This is a genomic window from Sorangium sp. So ce327 (genome assembly GCF_051530205.1).
Taxonomy (GTDB): Bacteria; Myxococcota_A; Polyangia; order Polyangiales; family Polyangiaceae; genus Sorangium; species Sorangium cellulosum_B.
Genome location: NZ_CP150330.1, coordinates 5692318 through 5707122 on the forward strand (window position 1 = coordinate 5692318; position 14805 = coordinate 5707122).

Annotated in this window: 11 protein-coding genes; 6 read left to right on the forward strand and 5 right to left on the reverse strand. The window is 71.9% G+C overall.

The window, feature by feature from the left end; genetic code table 11:
• Nucleotides 1-28 precede the first annotated feature (28 nt).
• A complete protein-coding gene (locus WME95_RS21360; RefSeq protein WP_437910304.1) occupies nt 29-1018 on the reverse strand; it encodes a formylglycine-generating enzyme family protein in 990 nt (329 codons plus the stop codon).
• Between the two features lies 1 nt (nt 1019).
• On the reverse strand, nt 1020-2078 hold the full coding sequence (locus tag WME95_RS21365) for an SUMF1/EgtB/PvdO family nonheme iron enzyme (protein ID WP_437910306.1): 1059 nt from the start codon (nt 2076-2078) through the stop codon (nt 1020-1022).
• 259 nt (nt 2079-2337) lie between these two features.
• On the opposite strand from WME95_RS21365, the gene uvrA reads away from it, so the two are divergent.
• A complete protein-coding gene (gene uvrA, locus WME95_RS21370; RefSeq protein WP_437910308.1) occupies nt 2338-5331 on the forward strand; it encodes an excinuclease ABC subunit UvrA in 2994 nt (997 codons plus the stop codon).
• A gap of 126 nt (nt 5332-5457) precedes the next feature.
• Here uvrA and WME95_RS21375 read toward each other — a convergent pair whose 3' ends face one another.
• A complete protein-coding gene (locus tag WME95_RS21375; RefSeq protein ID WP_012236416.1) occupies nt 5458-5820 on the reverse strand; it encodes a TraR/DksA family transcriptional regulator in 363 nt (120 codons plus the stop codon).
• A gap of 452 nt (nt 5821-6272) precedes the next feature.
• Here WME95_RS21375 and WME95_RS21380 point away from each other — a divergent pair, with 452 nt between their 5' ends.
• Both WME95_RS21380 and WME95_RS21385 read left to right on the forward strand, forming a co-directional pair.
• Complete coding sequence (locus WME95_RS21380) at nt 6273-7265, forward strand: NUDIX hydrolase (protein ID WP_437910310.1); 993 nt, start codon at nt 6273-6275, stop codon at nt 7263-7265.
• A 3-nt stretch (nt 7266-7268) separates the two neighbouring features.
• A complete protein-coding gene (locus tag WME95_RS21385) occupies nt 7269-7856 on the forward strand; it encodes a response regulator (protein ID WP_012236418.1) in 588 nt (195 codons plus the stop codon).
• A gap of 40 nt (nt 7857-7896) precedes the next feature.
• Here WME95_RS21385 and WME95_RS21390 read toward each other — a convergent pair whose 3' ends face one another.
• Nucleotides 7897-9708, reverse strand: a complete 1812-nt coding sequence (locus WME95_RS21390) for an N-acetylmuramoyl-L-alanine amidase (protein ID WP_437910312.1) — start codon at nt 9706-9708, stop codon at nt 7897-7899.
• A gap of 213 nt (nt 9709-9921) precedes the next feature.
• On the opposite strand from WME95_RS21390, the gene WME95_RS21395 reads away from it, so the two are divergent.
• From WME95_RS21395 to WME95_RS21405, 3 genes are all read left to right on the forward strand, one after another.
• Nucleotides 9922-10338 (forward strand): YbjN domain-containing protein, encoded by a 417-nt coding sequence (locus WME95_RS21395; protein ID WP_437910313.1) that lies wholly within the window; start codon nt 9922-9924, stop codon nt 10336-10338.
• A gap of 352 nt (nt 10339-10690) precedes the next feature.
• A complete protein-coding gene (locus WME95_RS21400; RefSeq protein WP_437910315.1) occupies nt 10691-11767 on the forward strand; it encodes a hypothetical protein in 1077 nt (358 codons plus the stop codon).
• Between the two features lie 90 nt (nt 11768-11857).
• Entirely contained in the window at nt 11858-13225 is a 1368-nt protein-coding gene (locus WME95_RS21405; protein ID WP_437910317.1) for a hypothetical protein, read from the forward strand.
• Between the two features lie 36 nt (nt 13226-13261).
• Here WME95_RS21405 and WME95_RS21410 read toward each other — a convergent pair whose 3' ends face one another.
• Nucleotides 13262-14641, reverse strand: a complete 1380-nt coding sequence (locus WME95_RS21410; RefSeq protein WP_437910319.1) for a sigma 54-interacting transcriptional regulator — start codon at nt 14639-14641, stop codon at nt 13262-13264.
• Nucleotides 14642-14805 lie beyond the last annotated feature (164 nt).

Below are 14805 nucleotides of genomic sequence, written 5' to 3' on the forward strand. Positions count from 1 at the left end.
GCCACAGGCCCGCGCGGGCTGCGGCCCCTCACGGCCCCTGCCGCCCGCCCGGATCGACCATCGGGCTGCGGCGCGGGATGCGCGCTGTCTTGGCCGCCGGGGTCACGGCCTTGCCCCCGTCGAGCGCGTCGGAGCAGCACCGGAACCCGACCTGATAGAAGCGGAACCACCGGTTGTGCGTCGACGTGACCGGGCGGCATCGCGAGCGGATCGGCCCCCAGTAGCCCCCTTTCAGCGTCGATCGAAATGGCTTCTCGTCCAGCGTGCCGAGCTCATTGTTCACCCACTCGTCGACGTTGCCGGTCATGTCGCGCACGCCGAAGGGGCTGACGCACCGGTGCATCTCCCCGGACGCAACCCGGCGATCGAGCCGCTCGACCTCCGCCGAGATCTTCCATGGGTCAGCGAACGTCTCGAGCACCGGCATCGAGATCTTCTTGTCGATGTTGCAGGCGTCAGGATCGCGAGCGATCCCGTAAGGATAGGGCCACATCTGCGGCCCCTCGCACGCGAACTCCCACTCCTCGCCGGAGCAGAGCCGCTTGCCCTCGATCTCGCAGGCGCGCTTCGCCTCCAGCCAGTTGACCATCACCACCGGGCGGACGCCCTCGATGTTCGGGTACTCGAAGACGTCGATGCAGAAGCGCCGGTGCTGGAGGCGCCCCTCGCAGAGGACCTCCGGCTCGAACCGGGCGCAGATGTCCTTCTCCTCGTCGATGTACGCGGCGCAGTGGTGCCCGACGTACGGGCAATAGATGCCGTCGACGAGCACCATCCCGCCGAGGCACGCCGTGCGGCTCTCCGGGTCGACGCGCACGTACGCAGGCAGCGGCGGAGGCGCCGGAGGCGCCAGCGCGGGCGCGGGCGGGGCCGGCTCCGGCGGGGCGATGCTCGCAGCCGGGGCCGCGCTCGCCGCGTCGAGCGGCCCAGGCGACCTCTGGAAGCGCGGGGCGAAGAGGAGCGCGCTCACCAGGGCGGCGACGACGAGGGCGGCGATGAAGGCGATGCGCTCGCGCATGTCAGTCGTACACGCCGTCCTTCTCGCGGTCGCGCTCGATGAAGGGCCGCGGCGGCGGCGTGACGACGCCGTCGACCGTGTCCGCGCAGCAACGGAAGCCGACCTGGTAGAACTTGAACGTCGGCCCGTGCCCTCCGGTCGTGAGGCGGCAGGTGTTCCGAACAGGACCCCAGTAGCCGCCGTTGAGCGTGGCCGGGCGCGACGTGCCCGGATCGTCGGCGAGGTTGTCGGTCCACTCGTCGACGTTGCCGGAGAGGTCGTACGCCCCGTAGGCGCTGATGCAGTTCGGGTGCGATCCGATGGGATCGGCCTGCCACAGCCGGGCGATCTCGCCCTCGCGGGTCGCCTCGTCCACCATGGCGTCGATGTCGAACTCGATCGCGGCGCGGTCGATGTTGCAAGGGCTGGGCGTGCGCACGAAGCCCCAAGGATACGGCAGGCGCTTCGGTCCTTCGCAAGCGAGCATCCACTCGGAGCGCCGGCACAGCCGCCTGCCGATCGAGGCGCAGAGCGACTTCGCCTCGTACCAGTCGACGTAGACGCGCGGGAGCTCGCCCACCCGGTTCGGCCACTCGTGGCGGTCGATGCAGAAGCGCCGGTGATCCAAAGGAGCCCGGCAGCGGGCGCCGCGCCCGTACTCGGGGCAGCCATGGCCGGCTCCATCGCCGCTGCGGGTGCAGACATACGGGAGGGATGGACAGAAATCGCCCTCCACGAGGCTCATGTCGGCGGGACACGCAGCGCGCGCCGCCGGATCCTCCGCGAAGGGATCGACCAGCGGGGCCGCCGCGGCGGCCTGCTGGCTCGCGCTTCGCGGAACCGGGGCCGCACCGGGAGGCGAGCCCGGAGCGGGCGCTGCTGCCTCCCCCTGACCAGCGGCCGTGGCGGGTGCAGGCGTGGACGATGCTGGTGCCGCGGGCCCGACAGAAGGCGCCGCAGCGGGGCCGGGCTCGGAGCGCCCGGACGGAGAGGGCGGCTCGAGCAGCAGCGCGTCGAGCTCAGGGGCGTACCGCGCAAGGAGCCCGACCACGCCGAGCGCAGCGCCGGCGCCGACCGCCATCAGGACACTCCTTGCACGCGCTTCCACCTGCGCGCCCTCTCATAGTCCAGCTCGCAGCGCAGCGACGTGAGAAGAATTGCAAGACAACCGGAAGACCTGGCGCGCGCCGTGCGCGGCGCGTCGCGGCGCGCGGCGCGCGACGCGCGACGGGGCGGGGCCACGAGGGCAACAGGGGGCAACAGAGCCAACAGAGCAGCGAGCGGCGAGCAGGAGCGGCGCCACGCCCGCTTCCGTGTGTGATAGCTCTCCGGTTCCCCCTATGGATCGACTGGTCGTTCGAGGCGCCCGGCAGCACAACCTCAAGAACGTCAGCGTGTCGCTTCCGCGCGACCGCCTGGTGGTGATCACCGGCCCGAGCGGCTCGGGCAAGTCGTCCCTGGCGTTCGACACCATCTACGCGGAAGGGCAGCGCCGCTACGTCGAGTCGCTCTCCGCCTACGCGCGGCAGTTCCTCGAGCAGCTGTCCAAGCCGGACGTCGAGTCGATCGAGGGCCTCTCGCCCGCCATCGCCATCGAGCAGCGCGCGCTGGCGAAGAGCCCGCGATCGACCGTCGGCACGGTGACCGAGATCTCGGACTACCTCCGCCTGCTCTTCGCGCGCGTCGGCACCCCGCACTGCCCCGCGTGCGGCAAGCGGATCGAGGCCCAGACGGTGCAGCAGATCGTCGACCGCATCCTGGATTTCGGCGACAAGACGCGGGTCACGATCATGGCGCCCATCGCGCGAGGCCGCCGCGGAGAGCTGAAGCTCGACATCGAGCGGCTGCGCCGGGAGGGCTTCGTGCGAGCGCGCATCGACGGCGAGATCGTCGATCTCGGCGACGAGATCGTACTCGACCGGACGCGCGCGCACGACCTCGACGTGGTCGTGGACCGGATCGTGGTCAAGGACGGCATCAAGGGCCGGCTCACCGACTCCGTCGAGCTCGCGCTCAAGCTGGGCGAGGGCAGGTTGCTCGTCGACATCTCCAGCGACGGCATGAAGATCGAGCCGCTCTGGATGAGCGAGCGCTTCGCGTGCATCGACTGCGGCATCTCGCTGCCGCCCATCGAGCCGCGGATGTTCTCCTTCAACGGCCCGCACGGCGCGTGCCCCGCCTGCGACGGCATCGGCGCGAGGACCCGCATCGATCCGGACCGCGTGGTCCCCGATCCTCGGCGCACGCTCCGCGAGGGCGCGGTGGTGGCCTGGGGGCGCCGCGGCTCGCTCTCGCTCGCCACGGAGACGGAGCGGGCCGTCAGCGCGCTCGGCTGCGATCCGGACGTCCCGTGGGCGAAGCTGCCGGCGGCGGTGCGGCAGGCGATCCTCGAGGGGAGCGACGCCCAGGGCGCCGGCGGCCGGGGGAAGAAGAAGGCCGCCTACGAGGGGATCATCCCGCGGCTCGAGCGCCTGCTGAGCAGCGGCGAGCCCGCCCTCGCCGACGAGGAGGAGGCCGATCCCGACGAGGACAGCGCCGCGCTCTCCGACGAGATCGGCCGCTTCGTCATCACGCGCGTGTGCGACGCCTGCGACGGCAGGCGCCTGCGCCCGGAGGCGCTCGCCGTGCGCCTCGGGGATCGCAACATCGCGGACGTCGGCACCCTGCCGCTGCGCACGCTGCGCGTCTTCCTCGAGGGCCTCATGCCGCCGAAGGAAGGGGCGCCGCTGGCCGCGAAGGGAAGCGCGCCGCGGGCCCCCGCCGATGGGCAGGCCGCGGGCGAGGCCCACGTCGACGGGGCGCTCGCGCCGCGCGAGCGCGCGATCGCCGAGCCGCTGCTCCGGGCGGTGATCGCCCGCCTCGGGTTCCTCATCGACGTCGGGCTCGACTACCTCACGCTCGACCGCTCCGCGCAGACCCTCTCCGGCGGCGAGGGCCAGCGCATCCGCCTCGCGACGCAGATCGGGGCCGCGCTCGTCGGCGTGCTCTACGTGCTCGACGAGCCCTCGGTGGGCCTGCACGCGCGCGACAACACGCGCCTGCTCGAGGCGCTCAGGCGGCTCGTGGACCTCGGCAACACCGTGGTCGTCGTCGAGCACGACCGCGACGCCATCCTCGCGGCCGACCACATCGTAGACATGGGCCCGGGCGCGGGCGTGCACGGCGGCAACGTGGTGGCGCAGGGCACGCCGGAGGAGCTGAGCGCCGATCCGGCGTCGATCACCGGCCCGTACCTCAGCGGCAAGAAGCAGCTGGCGATCCCCACGAAGCGCCAGCGCCCCGACGGGCGCTTCATCCGCGTGAGCGGCGCGCGGGCCCACAACCTCCTCAACGTCACGGCCGAGATCCCCGTCGGCCTCTTCTGCACGGTCACCGGCGTGTCGGGCTCGGGCAAGTCGAGCCTCATCGTCGACACGCTGCTGCCGGCCGCGAAGAACGAGCTGTACAGGAGCTCCGCCCCGATCGGCGCGTGCGACGGCATCGAGGGCCTCTCGCACATCGACAAGGTCATCTCGATCGATCAAGCCCCGATCGGCCGCACGCCGCGCTCGAACCCGGCGACGTACACGGGGGTCTTCGGGCTGCTCCGCGAGCTCTACGCGGGCCTCCCGGAGGCGAGGACGCGCGGGTACAAGGCGGGCCGCTTCTCGTTCAACGTGAAGGGCGGTCGCTGCGAGGCCTGCCAGGGCGACGGCGTGCTCCGGATCGAGATGCACTTCCTGCCCGACATCTTCGTGACGTGCGAGACGTGCGGCGGCCGCCGGTACAACCGCGAGACGCTCGAGGTGCTCTACCGCGGGATGTCGATCGCCGACGCGCTCGACCTGACGGTCGAGCAGGCGATCGACCAGTTCGAGGCGCTCCCCCGCGTCCGGGAGCGGCTCGCCGCGCTCGCGCGCGTCGGCCTCGGCTACATCACGCTGGGGCAGCCCGCGACGACGCTCTCGGGCGGCGAGGCGCAGCGGGTGAAGCTCGCGCGCGAGCTCGCGCGCAAGGCCACCGGCCGCACGCTCTACGTGCTCGACGAGCCGACGACAGGCCTGCACTTCTCCGACATCGAGGTGCTCACCGCGAGCCTGATGAGCCTGCGCGACGCCGGGAACACCGTCCTCGTGATCGAGCACAACCTCGACGTGATCGCCTGCAGCGACTGGGTGATCGACCTGGGCCCCGAGGGCGGTGAGCGCGGCGGGACGATCGTCGCCGCTGGCACCCCGGAGGACATCGCGCAGGAGGAGGCGTCATTCACCGGCGCGTACCTGCGCGAGGTGCTCGTGGCGTCGAAGCGTCGCACCCCGCAGCAGCCGCGCAGCCGCGCGGCCGCCCGCAAATAGCAGAACGGGCGTGGCCCCTGCCGGTCCGGGCGACGTGGACCGGGAGCAGGAGCGCACGCCCGACGGCGCCGAGGCACCCTCGCGCGAGGAGGCGACCGGCGGCCGGCCTCCTCGCGCGGCGCAGCGTCAGCCGTAGTCCTTCTCGACCCGCTCCTGATCCTCTTTGCAGCGGATGCACAGGGTCGTCTCGGGGCGCGCCTCGAGGCGCTTCGCCGAGATCTCCTCCTCACACTCCTCGCACTTGCCGAACGAGCCGTCCTCGATCTTCACGAGCGCCTTCTGGATCTTGTCGAGGAACGACTTCTCGCGGCCACGGAGCCGGAAGGTGAACGACTGCAGGTACTCGCTCGACGCGAGGTCCATCTCGTCAGGGAGATCGTTCGCGTCGAGCATCATGTCCTCGGTCAGCGTTTGCTTGGCCTTCTTGACGATCTCGTCGCGCTTCGTCTCAAGCAGGGTCTTGAACTTCTTCAGCTGGGCCTTGTTCATAGGTCCTCTCGCGTCGAATGCGCCGTTCGGCGCTGCCGTCTGAGCTCCCTGGCGCATGCAAGCCGCGGGGCGCTGACCCCGGCTGCCGGGACTTACGGCTCCGCGACATGTCCGGAGAGGCCAGACAGCCCCCCGAAATTGCGAGGCGCGGGATTCTAGGCGTGGGAGCCGAGCCCGTCAACGACGCCTCCGTCGCAGGCAGAGATCGCCCGAATTCACTGCGGCCGACGCCTCTCGATTCACCCTCGGTCGCTATCAAACGCCATCACGCCCGCGACCGACCGGACGCTGCGGCATCAATCGGCATCGGTTGTCGGGACAGCGTGGAAAGCATCTGCGGGAAGTCCCCGAGCCGCCGGAAAAGACGGCGGACTTGGCCTCAAACCCGCATGCTCACCCCAGAGCACGCCGGAAATGAGACGCAGCGGACGGTTTGACGAAAGGCAGCTCACGTGGAACAAATTTATCCCATATTGCTGGATTTCGATCAGAACCGAACCCCGGTCCGTCCCCGCGATGCCTCCACGGTGATCGTCCTCCGTGACGGTCGCGCTGGAATCGAGGTGTTCTGCGTTCGCCGCCACGCGAGCTCGAGCTTCATGGGGGGCGCCGTGGTGTTCCCTGGTGGGAAAGTGGACGCGCAGGACGGCGCGGAAGTCTGGAGGGATCGGGCGACCGAGCCACCGGCGCGCTCCGCTGCGTTCGCGACGGGCGAGACGCCGGCGCGAGCGCTGTGCGTGGCCGCGTGCCGCGAGACGCTGGAGGAAGGGGGCATCCTGCCGACCGATCTTCCGCTGTCCGGCGACGAGGTCGACGCGGTGGGGCGGGAGCTCGCCGCCGGGGCGCCGCTCGATGCGGTCCTCGCGCGGCGCGGCCTGAAGCTCGCGCTCGCGGCGCTCGTCCCGTGGGCGCGGTGGATCACGCCCCTCGCCGAGGAGCGGCGCTTCGACGCGCGCTTCTTCCTGTTACCGCTACCGCCAGGCCAGATCGGGCGACACGACGGGCACGAGACGACGATGAGCTTCTGGGCAGCGCCGTCCGAGGTCCTGGAGCGCGCCGCGCGTGGGGAGATCCTTCTCGCTCCGCCGACTTCACGCACGCTCGAGCTCCTCACCGCGGCCCTGGACGTGCGCAGCGCCGTGGCGCTCGCGGAACGCCAGTCGCTCTTGCCGATCTGTCCGCGCTTCGTCCCGGGCGATGGGGCCGAGCCGCCCTACCTGGCGCTGCCAGGTGACCCTTCGCACGAGACGCGCGATCGGCGCGCCGAGGGTCCGACCCGTTATGTCCTGCGCAACGGGCGCTTCGTCGCCGAAGAATGCTGCGCACATGGATCCCTGATCCACATCAAACAGGAACGAGAGCCAGATCCACCCGTGCCGACCAGCTTCGACGCCCCCCAGACGAATGCCCCCTCCGTGCCGGCGACGCCTGATCTCGAGGAGTGAGCCATGGAAACGAACCCGAAAGAGAACACGACGCAGCCCGAGCTGTTCACCGCGAGCGACGTCGCGCGCTTCTGTCAGGTGGACCTCAAGACCATCCACAATTGGGCGGACAAGGGGGAGATCCGCCACTTCCGCACGCCCGGACGGCACCTCCGTTTCCGGCGGCTGGACGTGCTCGATTTCCTCCGAAAGTACGGCTACCCGATCCCGGAGATCCTCCGGATGGGCAAGCCGAAGGTCGTCGTGGTCGACGACGACCCCTCCGTCCTCGCCGCGCTCCGCAAGACGCTGTCGCGGAGGTTCGACCTGACGACGTTCCAGGATCCGTTCGACGCGCTCGTCGCGGTGGGCAACCTCCAGCCCGACGCGCTCATCCTGGACATCATGATGCCGGGCCTCGACGGCGTGCGCTGCCTGGAGCGGCTCCGCTCCATCGACGCGACCTCGCACATCCGCTGCATCGTGTACTCGAACCACGAGGACATGAAGAAGAACGCGACCGAGGCCGGCGCCTACGACTTCATCAAGAAGGGCGAGGCCGGCGAGCTGCGCGACTCGCTCGAGCGGCTCATGGGCCTCGAGCGAGGGTGACGCCTGCGCGGGCGACGCCCGCGCAGGCCAGCGGCGCCCCTCACTTGCCCTCGCGGTAGGCGCGGATCGCGTTCACGATGGCGTCCGCCATCTTCTGCCGGAAGTCGGCGGTCGCGAGGCGAGCCTCGTCCTCGGGGTTCGAGATGAACGCGGTCTCGAACAGCGCGGCCGGCATGTCGGCGCCCGCGAGGACGAAGAAGCCCGCGCCCCTGACGCCCTGATCCTTCGTGTCGGGGTAGCGGGGCGAGAGCGAGGCCAGCGAGGACCGCTGGAGGAGCTCGGCGAAGTGCCGCGAGCGGGCCGCCATGTCGCCGACGTTGAGGTTCGACAGGATCGCCGCCACCTCGAGGCGGGCGCCGGGATCACCTGGGTCCACGCCCTGCCCTCCCCGCCCTGCGCGGGCGGCGTTCTCGCGCGCCGCGAGCTGCGCCGACGTCGCCTCGCCGTCGTGAGGGGCCGCGAGCGAGAACGTCTGGACCCCACGAGCGCGGCCGTTCTCGCTCGCGTTGCAGTGGATCGAGACGAACAGGTCGGCGTGGAACGCGTTCGCGCGCGCGGTACGGAGCTCCAGCGGGACGTAGGTGTCGCTGTCCCGCGTGAGGAGCGTCTCGATCTTGAGCTCGCGCGCGAGGAGCGGGGCGACGCGGTGGGCGACGTCGAGCGTCACGTCCTTCTCCTTCAACCCGGTGGGGCCGACGGCGCCGGTGTCGTTGCCGCCGTGCCCCGGGTCGATCGCGACGCGCCGGACCTCTCGCGCGCCGCCGGGGCTGTCCTTGTCATCGCGCAACGGAGGGCGGGTGCTCACGTCGACGACGATCCGGAACGGATCGGGGAGGTAGAAGATCCGGCGGTGCAGGTTGGCGGCGAGATCGAGGACGACGCGCGTTCCATCCGGCTGGACGCCGACGCGCACCCGCCGCAGGACGCCGCCGACCTCGATCTCCCTCGCGATGCCGCGCGACGTCGCCCTCGCGATGTCGACGAACACGCGCGCGTCCTTGCCGGCGCTCTCGTCCGCCGCGAGCGTGCCGACGTCGAACGTCGTCGGCGCGGAGAGCTCGACAACGACGCGCGCCCCTTTGTCCGAGCCGTGCCGCTCGATCGAGGTGATCTTCACCGGGCCGGTGGGCGCCGCCGGCGCACGGGGGGCGACGACGACATCGCCGGTGGCTTCGGCGGTCGTCACCTGCACCGGCGCCGCGCCCGCGGAGCTGGCGGGCGCGGCGGAGGAGCCCGGCGCCGGGCTCGATGCGAGCGCGAGCGCGACGCCCTCGACGCGGTGTCCCTCCTGCTCCAGCGCGCGCAGCGCATCCCCGCTCGGCCGGTAGGCAGCGGCTTGCGCGAGCGCGAGCGCGAGCGCGCCCAGGCACTGCGAGCGCGGCGCGCCGCCGGACGGCGCGGGCGGGGCGAGGGCCGCGTAGCGCCGCGAGACCAGGTAGAGCTCGCGGTACGCGACGGCCGCGTCGTGAGCGAGCTCGCCGGCGAGCAGCGCGCGGCGGCGCTCGGCCTGGCACGCGCGCTCGACGTTGGCCGGCTCGGCCGAGGCGCGGAATGCCGTCGCCGCCGCGCTGTAGAGCTCCATCGCCTCGCGCGCGTCGGTGACCGCCTGATCGAGGCGGAAGAGCCGCACGCGAAGATCGCCGGCCAGCTCCGCGAGCGAGGCCGCCTGCGCCGGCGCCCCGGCCCGCGATGACGCGATGGCGACGGCATCGGCGAGGGCGACCGTCTCGGCGCGGGGTGGGAGAAGGGCAGCCGGATCGAGCAGCGCGGCGGCGCGCTCCTCGTCGGAGACGCCGGCGGGCGCAGCCGGCGCGCTGCCCTCCGCGCTGCACCCGAGGGTGGCGTGCGCCACCACTGCAAAAAGCGCGATCACCGCGAACGCCGGAGCGCTACGATGCAACCACGCCGGGCTGGTGTGCTGTCGGTTCGCCAGTTCAGCCCCGCGCGCCGAGCGACTGGCGATGCGTCCAGGAGGTTTCACGTGCCCGACCTCACGCCCACTTCATCCACAGGACCCCTCTACGCGGACCGCGCGTCGGGGGAGAGGTTTGCCGACGCGACGAGCATGGTCAACGCGTATCTCGCCCGGTACAACGCGAGCTCTCAAGGCGGTGCCAGATCGCCGAGCGGCGCTGGCGACAGCACGCTCGACGAGACGGGCTACGCGCAGCTTCAGCACGGGAGCGCGACGATCGGCGTCAACGTGCTGGAGGCGCAGGGCGTCCTGATGGTCTTCTCTCCCATCATGGCCGTCCCCCTGAGCGGGCGCGAGGCCTTCTACAGGCGTCTCCTGGAGCTCAGCTTCGTCATCACCTCCGACGCGGCCTTCGCGATCGACAAGTCGCGCAACGAGGTCGTGGTACGCTGCCTGCGGCGCCTCAGCGCGCTCGAGTACGAAGAGTTCGAGGATATCGTCACGACGGTGAGCCAGGTCGCCGACACCTGGGATGACGCGTTGCTGCGCGAGGCGCGCGGCGGATGACCCGTTCGCGATGGTTTCCGGAGGCACCAGGGGGGTGCTCATTCCCGCCGTACGCGGCAGCTGGTGATGCGCCGATCCGTCGCGAGATTGCGGTGCAGCAGACGCGGGTGGTAAGTTCCTCACCGCGATGACTGCGGGGGAGCAACCGACGACCGCGGAACCTGGTGAGCGCTCCCTCTCTGCTGAGGAGGCGGAACGGATCGCGTCGTCGATCCGGCCATCCTGGGAGGGGTTCGACGAGCTGTCGGGCGCCCGAGGCGACGCGCGCGGCGGCGCCCTTGGTCAGGAGCCCGGCGCATCCGCTGCGAAATCGTCGGAAGCCCAGGCGGCCTCCCCCGCCGAAGCGCCGGCGGTGAAGCCTGGACCCGCGGTGGCGCCTTCTCCTGCTGCACCTGCGGCGCCCACGACGCGCGTCATCGAGGCCCCACCAGCCGGCGCGTCCGGCGTGTCCGACACCGTGATCGAGGGGGTCCCGACCATCGCGATCGGCGAGGACCCGCCGGGGCCGCCCGCGGCGGGGGCCAACTCCCGCGACGCGGGAGCGGCGGGGGCCGGTGAGCAGGCCAGCCCCTCGCCTCAGCCGCTCATCGACGCCCGGACGGCCGGCGGCGCCGCGGACGCGAGCGCCCCGATTGCCCAGGAGAGCGGCGCGGTGACGCGGAACCAGCCGCCCGCGCCGGCAGGGAAAACACAGGTAGGAATGGGTGAGCCGGCGGCCGCGGCCGGCGCGCACGCCCCTGAGCCGCAGCCGCAGCCGCAGGTGGACCGGTCCCCCTCCCCGCCCCCGGAGAACGAACCGCCGTCGGCACGGCCGGCGCGCAGAGGCTCCCGCGCGGCGCATCCGGCGAGGGAGAGCGCTGATTCCGTGGCCGCGTCCGGCGTCCGCACGGAAGACCAAGATCCGATCGAGATCCCCGTGTCCACGCCGAACAAGACGGCGCTGCGGGTCGTGCTCGCGCTCGCGGGCGTGGCCTTGCTGCTCGTCGTCGTTCGCACCTTGCGTCAAGACGACGCCGGAGAGGATCCAGGGCCCCCAGCGGCATCGTCGATGGCGGAGACACCCGCCGCAGCGACCACGCCCCCTGCCGCCTCGCATGCGCCTCCCGCGGCAGCGACGGCCGCCACCGCTAAGGACGACGGCGCCTCGCCGGCGCCGAGCGCCTCAGCATCGCCTCCGGCCCCGACGGCGACAGCATCTGCCGCCGCGGCGGCGCCTCCCTCTGTCACGACGCCTCCTGCGGCCACGGCGCCTGCATCGGCCACGGCGCCTGCTTCCGCCGGGAGCGCAGCGACGCCCGCGGTGCCAGCGACCAGCCCGAAGGCAGCCCCCCCTGCACAGAGGCCCGCGCCTCCAGCACCCGCGCAGCGTGGCACGAGCTCGACAGGAGGCAGCAAGGGCGGCGGCATCATCCGCGATGCGCCGTTCTGAAGCGCACCTCTCTCTCGCCTCGGCAGCGAGGCCTGCTGCAATCGTATCCTTTCGCGGACGCCGACGAGGCGAAGCCCGATCTGAGGAGCCATGAAAACACGCGCCTGCGCCCCAGTCCTCCTGCTCTCGCTGATCGCTCCCGCCGTGCTCACGGAGGCCGGGCTCCCCCCTTCTCTCTTCAGCGAGCCGCTGAGCTTCGCGCAACCGTCCGATCCCGTGACCGAGGTCGCGCGCCAGCGCTACGAGGAAGGGGTCAAGGCGTACGACGCCGGTCGGTTCGAGGAGGCACGCACCGCGTTCCTTCAGGTCTACGCGCTCAAGCGACACCCCGCAGTGCTGCTCAACCTCGGCCAGAGCGAGCTTCGCTCCAATCACCTCCAAGACGCCGGCAAGCACCTGCAGCAGTTCCTGCGCGAGCACGCCGCGGCGACGCCGGAGCAGCGCGCGGCAGCGGAGAAGGCGATCGCCGATGTGAAACGGAAGACCGGCTTCCTCGTCGTGACCGCTGACGCGAATGGCGCGGACATCAGCGTTGACGGCGTCCTCATCGGCAAGGCGCCGCTGCTCGATCCGGTGTTCGTGACGCCCGGCAAGCACACCTTGTTCGCGACCTACCTCGACCGATCAGCGACCACGCAGGTGGACGCGAAGATCGGCACAGCCACGCCCGCGACGCTCACCCTCGGAACGACCGGTGCGACGCCCGCGACGCCGCCTGTCGGCGCGCCCACCCCGGCGACGCCGACCGCTGCGCCCACATCAGCACCCCCGGGCGCCGCGCCGCCAGCGCCAGCACAGCCTCCGGCGACGAACACCGCGCCGCCAGCGCCGGGCGCGACCGCTCCCGGCGCGATGGCTCCGGGCGCCGCCGCGCCGAGCCCCTCACCGTCACCAGCAGCGCCGACGAGCTCGGGCGCCGTCAGCGTCTCGACGAGCAGCACGATGGGCTCGATGAGCTCGGCGCAGGCCTCCGGCGGACGCGAGCCGTTCTTCCACTGGTACGCTCGCAAGCCGCTCGCCTGGGCAGGGACCGGCGTCGCCGGGGTCGGCCTGATCATGGGGATCGTCGGCTCGGCCATCACGGTGGACGCGCGCAGCAGCGCCGACGACATCGGGCAGCAGATCGAGACGTACGTCGCGGGTCACCAGAGCGCGATCCCCGTGAACCGCAGGTCTCAGCCCTGTGGCGCGCGCGAAGATCCGTCGGGCGACCTCCCCGACTTCAGGAACGCGTGCGGAAAGCTCCGCGAGAAGCTCGACCGCTTTGACGGCGCGGTCCCTTTGGCGATCACAGGGTGGGTCCTCTTCGGCGTCGGGGTCGTCGGCACCGCGACCTACGCCATGATCGATTGGTACCCGCAGAAGCAGCAGACCGCGGCCGACGGGCCGCGCATCACCGCGATCGCGCCGTTCGTGGCGCCAGGTCAGGCCACGCTCAGCGTCGCAGGCGCCTTTTAGCGCTGAGGTCCGGTGCGCTCGCGCCGCGGATCGAGCTCACGTATCCCTCGCGGCACGAAGCAGATCCCGCATCGTCGAGCGCGGGACATCCGCGAGCCGCGCAGCGGCGCTGACGTTGCCGCCCACCTCCTCGAAGGCGCGGAGCGCATCGGCGGGCGTGATCTTCCGGCGGACCGGGGGCTCGCGATCGGCGATGACCGCCGTGATGTGCTCGGGCAGCACACGACCATGCGCGCGCAGCGCGGCCTGGATGAGCACGTTGCGGAGCTCTCGGACGTTGCCTTGCCAGCGGTGCGCCCGCAGCGCGGCGAGCGCCCCAGGGGACAGCTGGCGCCGGCCAATCTCGGAGCTCGCCAGGAGGTGCTCGGCCAGGAGCGGGATGTCGTCGGGCCGATCGCGCAGCGCGGGGAGCTGAAGACGGCACACCGCCAGGCGCTCGTAGAGATCCGCGCGGAAGCGACGCTCACTGACGAGGGTCTCCAAGGGCTCGCAGGTGGCGACGACGAGCCGCACGTTGACCTGCGTCGCCCTCTCCGCGCCCAGCGGGCGGACCATCCCCTCCTCCACGACGCGCAGCAGCTTCGCCTGGACCTCCAGCGAGAGCGCCGCGATCTCGTCGAGGAAGAGCGTCCCATGGCTGGCCTCGACGAACGCCCCCTGACGCTCCCGAACCGCGCCGGTGAACGCACCCCGACGATGGCCGAACAGCTCGGACTCGGCGAGCTCCCGCAGGATCGTGGCGGCGTTGAGGACCACGAACGGCCGGTCGGCCCGGGTGCTCTCCGCGTGGATCGCCCGGGCCACGAGGTCCTTGCCCGTGCCCGACTCGCCGCGCAGCAGCACGGGGAGCTGGAGCGGCGCCACCCGCCGCACCGCCGCGGCGAGCTGCCGCATGGGCCGCGAGCGGCCGATGAGCCCGGGGAGCGGCGGCCCATCCTCCTCGATCACCGGGATTTTTCGGGCCGCCTCGACGCACATCGCCGTGCGACCGATCTCGAAGCAGCCGCCAGGAACGAGCATCGCCTGACGCACGCGGACGCCGCCGACGCGAACGCCGTTGCGAGAGCCGAGGTCCGTCACCTCGATCGATGCGCCGCGGTGCGCGACGCGGCAGTGCCGGGCGCTCACCGCGGCATCGTCGAGCCTCACGTCGGCAGCCGGAGCGCTGCCCAGGATGAGCTCGGCCCCCGGCGCGACGGCGATGCGCACTGGAGCGCCTCCGCCGGGATGCTCGCAGCGGAGCCACACCGTGGCGAGCGCGTCGCTATCGTCCACGATCTCCACGGTGACGTCCCGGATCGAGAGGGGCTCACCGCCGCGCGCGCCGGGGTCCGATCGACCGCCGGGCCCTCCGACGAGCGCTCCCGGCAGCGCCACGAGGGGCGCGGCCGGCGTCGCAGGCGGCGCGGACGCCACCCTATCGCCGTGAGCCGAGGTGAGGGGTCTAAAAGGGCTGTCGTGGTCGCTGCGGATCTGTGCGTCGTCCATGTCCAGGAGGTTTGTCGTCGGCACGCGAGGCGCAGTTGCGTCGCCCGGACGACATTCCTGCTCGTCGGCACGCGCCCCCTTTGCGCTCTGGA